Annotated in this window: 10 protein-coding genes; 6 read left to right on the top strand and 4 right to left on the bottom strand. The window is 68.4% G+C overall.

All coding sequences use genetic code 11. The annotated features are described in order from the left end of the window. Window positions 1-37: 37 nt before the first annotated feature. The 4 genes from VC184_RS08405 to VC184_RS08390 are packed head-to-tail and all read right to left on the bottom strand — an operon-like array spanning window position 38 to window position 3,905. A complete protein-coding gene (locus VC184_RS08405) occupies window positions 38-793 on the bottom strand; it encodes a CPBP family intramembrane glutamic endopeptidase (RefSeq protein WP_407667092.1) in 756 nt (251 codons plus the stop codon). 39 nt (window positions 794-832) lie between these two features. Continuing rightward, a complete protein-coding gene (locus VC184_RS08400; RefSeq protein ID WP_023950488.1) occupies window positions 833-1,381 on the bottom strand; it encodes an Lrp/AsnC family transcriptional regulator in 549 nt (182 codons plus the stop codon). Beyond that, on the bottom strand, window positions 1,378-2,742 hold the full coding sequence (locus VC184_RS08395; RefSeq protein ID WP_323985750.1) for a M20/M25/M40 family metallo-hydrolase: 1,365 nt from the start codon (window positions 2,740-2,742) through the stop codon (window positions 1,378-1,380). The genes VC184_RS08400 and VC184_RS08395 overlap by 4 nt, the downstream gene beginning before the upstream one ends. Window positions 2,743-2,744: 2 nt before the next feature. Next, complete coding sequence (locus VC184_RS08390) at window positions 2,745-3,905, bottom strand: M24 family metallopeptidase (protein ID WP_274177960.1); 1,161 nt, start codon at window positions 3,903-3,905, stop codon at window positions 2,745-2,747. Window positions 3,906-4,279: 374 nt separating this feature from the next. On the opposite strand from VC184_RS08390, the gene VC184_RS08385 reads away from it, so the two are divergent. The 6 genes from VC184_RS08385 (at window position 4,280) to VC184_RS08360 (ending at window position 12,123) form a co-directional block, all read left to right on the top strand. Then, a complete protein-coding gene (locus VC184_RS08385) occupies window positions 4,280-5,890 on the top strand; it encodes a peptide ABC transporter substrate-binding protein (protein ID WP_274177959.1) in 1,611 nt (536 codons plus the stop codon). Window positions 5,891-6,007: 117 nt separating this feature from the next. After that, window positions 6,008-6,937, top strand: coding sequence for an ABC transporter permease (locus tag VC184_RS08380; RefSeq protein ID WP_023950495.1), 930 nt, complete (start codon window positions 6,008-6,010; stop codon window positions 6,935-6,937). After that, window positions 6,927-7,877, top strand: coding sequence for an ABC transporter permease (locus tag VC184_RS08375; RefSeq protein ID WP_023950496.1), 951 nt, complete (start codon window positions 6,927-6,929; stop codon window positions 7,875-7,877). Before VC184_RS08380 ends, VC184_RS08375 begins: the two co-directional genes overlap by 11 nt. Then, on the top strand, window positions 7,874-9,598 hold the full coding sequence (locus VC184_RS08370; RefSeq protein ID WP_274177958.1) for a dipeptide ABC transporter ATP-binding protein: 1,725 nt from the start codon (window positions 7,874-7,876) through the stop codon (window positions 9,596-9,598). The genes VC184_RS08375 and VC184_RS08370 overlap by 4 nt, the downstream gene beginning before the upstream one ends. Before the next feature lie 11 nt (window positions 9,599-9,609). Then, window positions 9,610-10,164, top strand: a complete 555-nt coding sequence (locus VC184_RS08365; RefSeq protein WP_274177957.1) for a PH domain-containing protein — start codon at window positions 9,610-9,612, stop codon at window positions 10,162-10,164. Window positions 10,165-10,398: 234 nt separating this feature from the next. Then, on the top strand, window positions 10,399-12,123 hold the full coding sequence (locus tag VC184_RS08360) for an ABC transporter substrate-binding protein (protein ID WP_269266146.1): 1,725 nt from the start codon (window positions 10,399-10,401) through the stop codon (window positions 12,121-12,123). The last annotated feature ends 83 nt before the right edge of the window (window positions 12,124-12,206 follow it).

Here is a 12,206-nt window from a genome sequence, read left to right as displayed (position 1 = left end):
CTCGACGCGGGGGTGCGTGCTCGGTGAGCGCGACGTGTCAGAAGAGCCCGGGCCACCACGATGCGGCCAGCGGGTAGCCGATGAACGCGATGAGGTCGATCACGACGTGCGCGACGACGAGCGGCATGACCCGGCCCCAACGGTGGTAGACCCACCCGAAGACCACGCCCATCGCGATGTTCCCGAAGATCGGGCCGACGCCCTGGTACGCGTGGTACATCCCGCGGAGCGCGGCGGTCGACAGGATGATCGTCCACGTGCTCCAGCCGAGACGGCGAAGCCGGTCGAACAGGTAACCGATGAAGATGACCTCCTCGGTGAGTCCCGCCCGCAGGGCGGCCAGCGCGAGGAGCATGACGGCGGTCCAGCCGCCGTCGAGCGGTGCGGCCCCCACCTGGACGGTGATCCCGAGCGCCCGTCCGAGTGCGTACAGCCCGAGGCCCGGCCCGCCGATGAGAACGACGAGCAGGATGCCGGCGCCGGCATCCTTTCCGAACACCCGGAAGTCCAGACCGATCCGCCGCAGCGCCGAGAGGCCGGGCTCCCAGAGGAAGTAGATCGCCAACGCGACGGGCGCGAGGTTGAAGAGGTTCGAGAAGACCTGCGACACCACCTGCCACGGGTCGACGGTCGCTGCACCGGGATTGAGCGAGGTCGACTGGTCGCCGAGGCTCACCGGGCTCGTCACCGCCTCGAGGAACGACAGCACCGAGAAGAACGCCGACCGGCCGACCGAGAGCGCCAGAACGAGGGCGATCTCCCACCACAGTCGGGTCCGTGACACGTGCGTCATTCTTCCTCCCGGGTCGATGTTAAGCCGGGGGATGGCGGGTCACGGGCGGCGGCGTTTGCGCGCGGGGGTCTCGGTCGCCAGGACGTGCTGCAACGGCTCGGGATCGGCGAGGCGGCCGATGGCGAGCATGGTCTCGACGCGGTCGATGCCCGGGATCGGCCAGACCTGCTCGACGAGCAGTCGCTGCAGATCGGCGTGGTCGCGGACGCGGAACCGCGCCATCAGGTCGTACCCGGCCGCCAGGACGATGACCTCGGTCATGGCGTCGATCGCCTTGAGCGCGGTCAGCACTGCGGCAGCGTCGGCGTTCCCGGTCAGCCGTAACGGCATCACGACGAGCATCGGATAGCCCAGCGCCGCCCAGTCGAGCTCGATCGTGTGCCGGCGGATGACGTGCCCGCGTTCCATCCGCGCGATGCGTTCCGCGACAGCCGGAGCCGACATCCCGACGTCCGCCGCGATGCTGCGCATCGACGCACGGGCGTCCTCGTGCAGGCGATGCAGGATCCGCCGATCGACGTCGTCGATCTCGAGGACCTCGCGCTCGGGTTCGAGCAGCGAGCGCAGGTGCGCTGGATCGGTCGTCATGCCCCTCCCCGGGGTGTGTCGGCGAAGCCGCTGCGTTCGAGCTCCCGGAGGACGTCGAGGGTGAACTGGACGTGGTCGAGGAAGTCTTCGACGTAGCCGTGCTCATCGTAGCCGTGCATGTTCCCGGCCGGTCGCAGGGTGCCCGTGGGGGAGATGATGGGGGCTCCGAGGTGCTCGAGGAACAGGGCGCCGGGACCCGCTCCCGTCATCACGTCGTAGACGACCGCGTCGGCGCCGAAGGCATGCCCGGCGGCGCGCACGACGGCCTCGCCGAAGGCGGACTCGACCGGTGAGTACGCGGGCGCGAGGGCGCGGATGACGGATACCGAGATGTCCGGATGCCGTGCGGAGAGGTGGGCGCGGACAGCATCCACCACGCGCTCCGGCTGCATCCCGGGGACGAGCCCGAAGCGCACGCGTGCAGACGCCGACGCCGGAATGCTCTGCCGCACGCCGTCGTCGAGGTCGAACCCGGAGAGACTCATCGACGGCTCGAAGACGAACCGCGTCGAGAGCTCCGCGTCCGTCCCCGGCAGATAGGGCGACACGCCGTCACGCGCGATCGAGGGTCCGGGCAGGGTGATGTCCGCCGTGCGGCGACGCGCGCGCTCGTCGGGGACGAGAGCCTCATCCCGCACACCGGCGACGGCGATCCGGCCGTCGTCGGTGCGCATCGACGAGATCGCCTTCATCAGCTCGAGCGGTGCGGAGCGCAGGATCGAGGAGTACGACGGATGCTGCGCCGCGGCGAGGATGTCGAGCGACAGCTCGATCTCGAGCGAGCCCCGGCATCCGAACCCGACGGCGGGGCGCCCGTCCTCCTCGCGGAGGTAGCTCTCCCACAGGCACGCATCGGCGCGCAGCTCGGCCGCGTGCGCGGCGAGGACAGCGTCCAGGCCCGGGCTGCCGATCTCCTCGCACGGGTCCGCGAGGTAGATGACGCCGAACGGAGTCTGCCCGTCGTGGTCCTCGATCCAGAGGCGGAGCGAGGCGAGACGGCCCGCCACGTCGGCCTTGTCGTCGCACGCGCCGCGCGCGTACATCGCACCGTCCCGGATCTCCGCGGCGTACGGCGGCGAGGTCCAGCGCGACGGATCGCCCTCGGGCTGGACGTCGTAGTGGTTGTACAGCAGCAGCGACGCATCGCTCGCCCCGGCTCGGAAACCGACGACGACGGGTCCATAACCGGGGATGTCGTAGCGCACGACGCGATCCATCAGCGGCGCGAGGCGCTCCTCGATCCAGTCGGCGGCCGCTGCGATCGCGTCGAGTCGACCGGCGACTGTCGGGAACCGGCACAGTTCCCGCCAGATCTCGACGATCTCGTCGGCGCGGTCGTCGATCCGGGCGTCGCGCGCCATCCTCACTTGCCCCGGGGCAGCGAGACGGGCACGAGGTCGTAGGGGTAGTCCGAGATGAGCTCGTAGCCGTCCTCGGTCACCAGCACGATGTCCTCGAGGCGAACGCCTCCGAAGCCCTGGCGGTAGCAGCCCGGCTCGATGGCGATGACGTCACCGGCCACGAGGACGGCATCGTTCTGGTTGAGGCTCGGCGGTTCGTGCACCTCGAGGCCCACGCCGTGTCCGAGCGAGTGGAAGTACCCCTCGTCGAGCACCTCGCCCGGCTTCTTCGTCAGCTGGGTCGGCTGGCCGGCGGCCTCGATGGGCTCGCACGAGATGCGGTGCAGCTCCGCCACCGGCAGTCCCGGACGGATCGCCGCGAGCGTCGCGTCGAACGACTTCTTGACGATGTCGTAGTAGAAGGCGAGCTCGTCGTCGATGTCGCCCTTGACGAAGGTCCGGGTCATGTCCGAATTGCCGCCCGAGGCGATGTCGCGCGGGCAGATGTCGACCGTGACCGGCTCGCCTTCGAAGATCTGACCCGATCCGGCGTGGTGTCCGATGCACGTCTGGGCTCCGTGGGCGACGATCATGCCCGCGTCTTCGCAGCCGTTGCGGAGGAAGACCGACCGGATGCGGTCCTTGAGGTCCTCGCAGGTCAGCGGCGTGCCGTCGAGCAGAAGGCCGCCGTCGGCGTCGACGGTGGCGCGGTGCATGGCATCGGCGACGAGCGAGACGCCCGCCTCAGCGGCGACCTGCGCGCGGCGGATGCCGGCGAGCTCGTGCGGAGTCTTCACGCGACGGCGCTGCACGAACAGGTCACGGTCCACGCGGACCTCCACCCCGTTGGCGCGCAGGTGGTCGGCCACCTCGAGGGGGAAGGTGGGCGGCACTGCGGCGTGTGTCACGCCGAGCTTGCGGCAGGCGGCGACGAGAGTGGAGAGCTCCGCGAGGTCGGGGTCCTGGCCTGCGGCGCGGAAGTCGTCGAAGCCGAGCTCGTCGAGGGGGAACACGGTCATACCCGGCACATCGCGCATGCGCGCCGCCTCGAGCGACTTGATGGCCACGTGCGGCGCGCCGTCGACCTCGATGTAGAGGAACGGGTCGTGCACGTCGTGGGGGATGACGTGGCGCATGTCGGCGGCCAGCGTGCTCGCGTAGATGAGGATGGCGTCGTCCACCACAGCGGCTCTCCTTCGGTCGTGAGTTCCGGTGGGATCCGGGACGACTCGACCTTACATCAGAGAGGTGGTCGCGCCCGTTCACCTTCATATCCAAAGCTTACGTGGGCGCTCGCGAGTGAAGTGGAAGGTTCCCGCGGGTGGTCGCGATCGGGTGGCTGGCAGCCCGGTTGACGCACCGCCCAGAGGGCGAGGCTCACCCGGTGCACGATGACAACCCCACGGGCGCGATTGTTGCCGACATGTAACGGTTTGGGCCTGGATGCGGTCACAGGGCGGGAGCGCGCTTATCGTCGGGGGTATATCCCGTGCTCCGGACACCGGTGTGTCTTCGCCGCCGTCGACCGTGAGCGCGTACCCGTCACCCAGGAGGAAACATGTCGAGACGACGTTGGGGAGTCGGCGCGATCGCGCTGGTGTCCGCCGTCACGCTCACGCTGGCCGGTTGCTCGGCCGGCGGCGACAGCAACACGGGCGGGGGCTCCAACGCCTCCGCGATCATCACCACGAACGGCACCGAGCCGCAGAACCCGCTGCTGACCTTCGGCACCACCGAGACCGGCGGCGGCCGCATCCTCACCTCGATGTACGCGGGCCTGGTCAGCTACAAGGCCGACGGCACGATCGAGAACGAGGTCGCTTCCTCGATCGAGAGCGACGACAACGTCGTCTGGACGATCACCGTCGCCGACGGCTGGAAGTTCACCAACGGTGAGGAGATCACCGCTCAGACGTTCGTCGACACCTGGACCGCGGGCGCGCAGGATGAGAACGGCGCGTACTGGTTCTACACGATCGAAGGCGCGTCCGACGACGGCAGCACCGCCCCGAGCGGCCTCGCTGTCGTCGACGACATGACCTTCACGGTCACGCTCAAGGCTCCCGACGCGGACTTCCCGCTGCGCCTCGGCTACACGGCTTACATGCCGCTGCCGTCCGTCGCGTTCGAGGACCTCGAGGCGTTCGGTGAGAACCCCGTGGGCAACGGCCCGTACATGCTCGACGGCGAGGGCGCATGGCGCCACAACGAGGGCATCAACCTCGTTCCGAACCCCGACTACAAGGGTGTGCGCGAGGTCAAGAACGACGGTCTGAACATCGTCTTCTACACCTCCCTCGAGTCGGCCTACGCCGACGCGCAGGGCGGCAACCTCGACGTGCTCGACACCGTTCCCGACACGGCTTTCGCGACCTACGAGACGGACTTCCCGGAGCGTTCGGTCAACCAGCCCGCGGCGATCTTCCAGGGCTTCAACATCCCCTTCTACCTGCCGAACTTCGGCAACGACGAAGAGGGTCAGCTGCGTCGCGCGGCGATCTCGATGGCGATCAACCGCGAGGAGATCACGGACACGATCTTCCAGGGCACCCGCACGCCGGCCACCGACTTCACGTCGCCGGTCGTCGAGGGCTGGAGCGACGACCTGCCCGGCTCCGAGGTCCTCGAGTACAACCCCGAAGAGGCGAAGGCGAAGTGGGCCGAGGCCGAGGCGATCAGCCCGTACGCCGGACCGTTCACCATCACGTACAACTCCGACGGTGGCCACCAGGCCTGGGTGGATGCTGTCGCGAACAGCATCGCCAACACGCTCGGCATCGAGGCGGTCGGCTCACCGCAGCCGACGTTCGCCGCTGCGCTCGACCTGCGCACGACCGGCACCCTGACCGGCGCCACCCGCGCCGGATGGCAGGCGGACTACCCGTCGCAGGGTAACTTCCTGTCGGCGCAGTACAGCACCGGCGCAAGCTCGAACTACGAGGGCTACACCAACCCGGAGTTCGACCAGCTGCTGACGCAGGCCGCATCGGCTCCGTCCATCGAGGACGCTGCCGGCCTGTACGAGCAGGCTCAGGAGATCCTGATGCGCGATCTGCCCAGCGTTCCGCTGTGGTACCAGAACGCCGTCGGTGTCTGGGGCGAGGGCGTCGACAACGTCGTCTTCGGCTGGGACTCGGTGCCGCTCTACAACCAGGTCACCAAGGGCTGAGTTCGGCTCCAGGCGATCATCGAGTACGGTGTCCGGGGCGCATTCGCGTCCCGGACACCGTGCTGACCGGGGCCCTCTCGCCCTCACTACCCGAACCCATTTAGGAACTATTCGTCGATGCTCTGGTTCATCGGTCGACGGCTGCTGCAGCTGATCCCCGTCTTCTTCGGGGCGACCCTTCTTATCTACGCCCTCGTCTTCCTCTTGCCGGGAGACCCGATCGCCGCCCTGTACGGCGAGCGTCAGCCGTCTCCCGCCGTCATCGAGGCGGTGAGGGCGCAGTACAACCTCGACAAGCCGTTCATCGTGCAGTACTTCCTGTACATCGGGGCGCTGCTGCAGGGTGACTGGGGCACGACGTTCTCGGGCCGCCCCGTCATCGACGTCATGGCTCAGGCGTTCCCCATCACGCTGCGACTGGCGGTCCTCGCCCTCGCGATCGAAGCGTTCTTCGGCATCGTCGTCGGTCTCATCGCGGGCCTGCGCAAGGGCAAGCTCTTCGACGCCACCGCTCTGGTCGTCAGCCTGCTCCTCATCTCCGTGCCGACCTTCGTCATCGGTTTCGTTCTGCAGTACATCCTCGGCATCCAGCTCGGCTGGTTCCGCACCACCGTCAGTGCGGGTGCGCCCTGGAACGAGCTCCTCCTGCCGGCGATCGTGCTCGCGACGGTCTCGTTCGCGTACATCGTCCGGCTCACCCGCTCTTCCGTCGCGGAGAACCTCTCCGCTGACTTCGTCCGCACGGCGACGGCCAAGGGCCTCAGCCGCCGTCGCGTCGTCACGGTGCACGTCCTGCGCAACTCGCTCGTCCCCGTGGTGACCTACCTGGGCGTGGATCTCGGATCGCTGATGGTCGGCGCGATCGTGACCGAGAGCATCTTCAACATCAACGGCGTCGGCGGCACGATCTATCGCGCCATCACGATCGGTGAGGGACCCACGGTCGTGTCCTTCGTCGCCATCATGGTGATCATCATCATGCTGGCGAACCTGCTCGTCGATCTCCTGTACGCCTGGCTCGACCCGAGGATCCGCTATGCCAAGTAATCTCCGCCGGAATCAGGAACACTTCGTCGCTCCCGAGGAGGAGACGCCGCTCCAGGCGATCGACGCCGTCTCGACCGACGACAAGCCGCGCACCGTCTGGAGCGACGCGTGGCAGTCGATGCGCCGCCGGCCCATGTTCTGGGTCTCCGCCGTGCTCATCGTGCTGATCCTCGTCGTCGCGATGTTCCCCGGGCTCTTCTCGCCCGTGTCGCCGACCGCGAACTGTCAGCTGGCCGACAGCAACGCCGGTCCGCGTGCCGGACACATCTTCGGATTCACCCGCCAGGGCTGCGACGTCTACGCCCGCGTGATCTACGGCACGCAGTCGTCGGTCATGGTCGGCTTCATCGCGACGCTCATGGTGACGATCTTCGGCTCGATCGTCGGCGCCCTCGCCGGATACTACGGCGGCATCCTCGACGCGATCCTGTCGCGCGTGGCGGACATCTTCTTCGCCATCCCGACCGTGCTCGGCGCCATCGTCTTCATGTCGGTCGTGCCCGACCGGACGCCGCTCGTCGTCGCCCTCGTGATCGCGGTCTTCGCGTGGCCGCAGATCGCTCGCATCATGCGCGGCGCGGTCCTGACGGCGAAGCAGGCCGACTACGTCGTGGCGTCCATCGCGCTCGGCGTCTCGCGCTGGCGCGTGCTGCTGCGTCACGTGCTGCCCAACGCGATCGCACCCGTCATCGCCGTGGCCACGGTGTCGCTCGGAACCTTCATCGTCGCCGAGGCGACCCTGTCGTTCCTCGGCATCGGCCTGCCCGGGACGGTGATGAGCTGGGGCAACGACATCAACTCCGCGCGCCAGTCGCTCACCACGAGCCCCATGGTGCTGATCTACCCCGCCGCCGCCCTGTCGGTGACGGTCCTGTCCTTCCTCATGCTGGGTGACGTCGTGCGCGATGCCCTCGACCCGAAGGAGCGTGCGCGCCGATGAGCGACACCACGTCCTCGGATGCCACGCCGCTGCTGGACATCCGCAACCTCCACGTCGGGTTCCAGACGAAGGCCGGACTCGTCCCGGCCGTCCGCGGCGTCGACCTGACGATCTACCCGCGCCAGTCGGTCGCGATCGTCGGCGAGTCCGGTTCCGGAAAGTCCACGACGGCTCAGGCGATCATCCGGCTGCTCCCGGGCACCGGGCGGATCACGGACGGCCAGATCATGTTCGAGGGCCGCGACCTCGCGGCGCTGTCGAACCGCGAGCTGCAGGCCGTGCGCGGGGCGCAGATCGGCTACGTCCCGCAGGATCCCATGTCGAACCTCAACCCGGTGCTGACCGTCGGGTTCCAGGTGCGCGAGGCTGTCCGCTCGAACCGCAGCGCGACCGGTCGCGCCGCGGTCCGCGATCGTGCCGTCGAGGTCCTCACCGAGGCAGGGCTGCCCGACGCTGCCGACCGGATGCGGCAGTACCCGCACCAGTTCTCCGGTGGTATGCGTCAGCGTGCGCTCATCGGGATCGGTCTGTCGGCGCGTCCGAAGCTCCTCATCGCCGATGAGCCGACGTCGGCTCTGGACGTCACCGTGCAGCGCCAGATCCTCGACCACCTCGGCACGCTCACGACGGACTTCGGCACGTCGGTGCTGTTCATCACCCACGACCTCGGCCTGGCGGCCGAGCGCGCCGAGCACCTCGTCGTGATGTACCGCGGTCGCGTGGTCGAGTCGGGCCCGTCGCAGGAGATCCTCGCCGATCCGAAGCATCCCTACACGAAGCGACTCGTGTCCGCGGCCCCGAGCCTCGCCTCACGTCGCATCCAGGCGGTGCGCCACCACGAGGACGTCGACGTCTTCGGCGCGGGGGAGCAGTTCCTCGCACGCGCCGAGGAACGCGAGGCCGAGGCAGAGGCGGTCGCTGCGCGCAGTGACTTCATCGACATCCGCAACGCGCGGCGTGTCTACAAGGTGCGCACCGGCGGCCTCTCATCGAAGCAGATCGTCGCCGTGGACGACGTCAGCATCCAGGTGGCGAAGGGAACGACGACCGCGATCGTCGGCGAGTCGGGGTCGGGCAAGTCCACGCTCGCCAAGCTCTTCCTGCAGCTGGAGCAGCTGACGTCGGGTGAGATCCGCTTCGACGGCAAGAAGCTCGGCGGGCTCAGCCGCGCCGAGGAGCTCGCTTTCCGCCGCCGGGTCCAGCCGGTCTTCCAGGACCCGTACGGCACCCTCGACCCGCAGTACAGCGTCGGCGACACGATCGCCGAGCCCATGCGGGTGCACAAGTTCGGCACCCAGAAGGAGCGGTCGGCGCGGGTACGCGAGCTGCTCGACCAGGTGTCGCTGCCGGCAGCGGCGAAGGATCGCTATCCGAGCGAGCTCTCGGGCGGGCAGCGTCAGCGCGTCGCGATCGCCCGTGCCCTCGCGCTCAAGCCCGACGTGCTCGTCCTCGACGAGGCCGTCTCGGCGCTCGATGTGCTCGTGCAGGGTCAGATCCTGAACCTGCTGACGGAGTTGCAGACGGAGCTCGACCTGACCTATCTGTTCATCACCCACGACCTCGCGGTCGTGCGTCTCGTGGCCGACAACGTCTCGGTCATGCGACGGGGTCGCCTGGTGGAGTCGGCGACGACCGACGAGGTCTTCGACCACTCGACCGAGGAATACACGCGCGAACTGCTCGCGGCCATTCCCGGCGCCGGATTCCAGTTCGGCGTCTGAGCCTCCGCAGTATGCGCAAGACCTACCGGCCGGCGTCGGCGACCATCGCGGTCGCCGGCGCCGGTCTGCTCGGTGCGTTCCTCCTCGGTGACGCCTTCGTCCGGGGCGGCGTCGTGCAGGGTCTGCTGCTGGCCCCCTGGGTCCTCCTGGCGGTCTGGATCATCTACACGCTGCTCTACGCGCCGTTCATCGCGACCGACGAGAACGCGATCGTCATAGCGAACCCGCTCCGGGTGACGCGTGTGCCCTGGCCGTCCGTCACCGACATCCGATTGCGCTGGCAGGTCATTGTCGACACCGCCCAGGGGCGGTCGATCTCCGCCTTCGGCGGCCCCTCTCCGAGCCGGCCGTCGCGCGTCGGCCGTGGTGCCTGGTCGAGCGTCCGGGAGGAGGCGGAGCGGATGCCGGCGGCGGTGCGGGAGATCGAGGAGATCCGCTCGGCGTGGGAGGAGCACGCGCCCGAAGCCCCGGACGAGGCCGTGACCACCGCCTGGAACCGCGCGGTCCTGTTCCCGCTCGCGGTCATCGCGGTCTGGGCCGTCATCGCCCTAGCCTTCGGCGGCTGACGACGCCGGGGCTCCCGGCTGCCTATGTGCTCAGCCGTCGCCTTCCGCGATGAGCAAGGCGTGCGCCGACGGCGGCATGGGTAGGACACATTTTGCTAACGAACTCGTTTCGCGCAACACGTTGGAAACGAACGCACGCAAGGGTAGTGGTCATCTGAACTCGGCGGCCGTGTCGCCGAGCGGGGAGCGGAAAGGTCTTCCGTCGCCCGGATCATCAAGAGAACAGGAGTGGGAATGCGTTTCACGCGTATCTCCATGGCGGGCGCGAGCGCCGCTGCCCTGGCGCTCGTCGTCGCCGGCTGCGCGCCGGCGGACGGCGGCGAACAGGAGACGACGACGGCGAGCCAGTCCATCGCCGTTTCGGTCGGTCCGAACGACTTCATCAGCTACAACGGCTTCACGCCCGAGACGTACTCGACGTACAACTCGGCGATCGTGGACCGGCTCCTCGCGGGCTTCAGCTACTTCGACGAGGTCGGCGCCATCCAGCCGAACACCGATCTGGGCTCGTACGAGCTGATCTCGGAAGACCCGATGGTCGTCGAGTACACGATCGCCGACAACGCCGAGTGGTCCGATGGCACGCCCATCACGGTGGCCGACGCCGTTCTCGCCTGGGGTGTCCAGAACCCCAACCTCGCCGGCGCCGAGGGCCCGCTCTTCAACTCCGTCTCGCAGGACTTGGGTGACACCGTCCCCGAGGGCCCGCAGGGCGACGCTGACGCCAAGTCGTTCACGGTCCAGTTCGCCGCGCCCGACCCCGACTGGCAGATCCAGACCTGGATGCTCAGCCCCGCGCACGTCGTCGCCGAGCAGGGCGGTCTGTCGACCGAGGAGCTCGTCGAGGCGATCCGCGGCGGCGACGCCGCTGCTCTCGCAGACGCAGCCGAGTTCTGGAACACCGGATGGAACACCGCCCCCGGCACGCTGCCGGACGAGGCGCTCATCCCCAGCTCCGGCCCGTACGTTCTCTCGTCGTGGGAGGCCGGCCAGTCGGTGACCCTCAAGCGCAACGAGAACTACTACGGCACGCAGGCAGCCAATGACGAGCTCGTCATCCGCTTCGTCGCGCAGGACGCGATGGTCCAGGCGCTGCAGAACGGCGACCTCGACGTCATCGCCCCCCAGCCCACGGTCGACACCGTCTCGCAGATCGAGGAGCTCGGCGACGCCGCTCAGCTGCTCACCGGCCAGACGCTGACCTGGGAGCACCTCGACTTCAACTTCAAGGGCAACGCGTCGCTCGCGAACAGCCTCGAGCTGCGTCAGGCGTTCGCGATGTGCGTGCCGCGCCAGCAGATCGTCGACAACCTCATCAAGCCGGTCAGCTCGGACGCCGAGGTCATGAACGCGCGCGAGGTGTTCCCCTTCCAGGAGAACTACGACGAGGTCGTCTCGGCCGCGTACGACGGCCGCTACGACGAGCCGAACCTCGAAGAGGCCAAGGCTCTCGTCGACGCCGCCGGCGCTGCCGGCACCGTCGTGCGCATCGGTTACTCGGCCCCCAACCCGCGCCGTGCTGACGAGGTCGCTCTCATTAAGTCGTCTTGCGACCAGGCCGGCTTCGACATCCAGGATGTCGGCAACGCCGACTTCTTCCAGCCCGGTGGTACCCAGGAGCGCGGCGATTACGACGTGGCGCTGTTCGCCTGGGCCGGCTCCGGCCAGATCACCTCGGGCCAGAACATCTACGCCACCGACAAGCCGCAGAACTACGGCGGTTACTCGAGCCCGGTCGTCGACCAGGCGTGGGAGACGCTCGCGACGAGCCTCGACGAGTCGGTGCACCTCGAGCAGACGAAGATCATCGAGAAGCAGCTGTGGGACGACCTCTTCGGCATCCCGCTGTTCGCTCACCCCGGTGTCGACGCCGCTGCCGCCGACATCGAGAACGCACAGCACTCGGTGGGCCAGAGCGGCATCATGTGGAACGCCGAGAAGTGGTCGCGCGCAGAATAAACGTATTCTGTCTCTGACACGACCAGAGTGTGGGCCGTCGCTGCGGTGACGGCCCACACTCCCGTGAGGGGCACATGCGTGCC

The organism is Microbacterium plantarum (assembly GCF_035231185.1).
In the GTDB taxonomy this organism is placed as follows: domain Bacteria; phylum Actinomycetota; class Actinomycetes; order Actinomycetales; family Microbacteriaceae; genus Microbacterium; species Microbacterium plantarum.
This window is presented reverse-complemented; position numbering and strand designations above follow the sequence as displayed.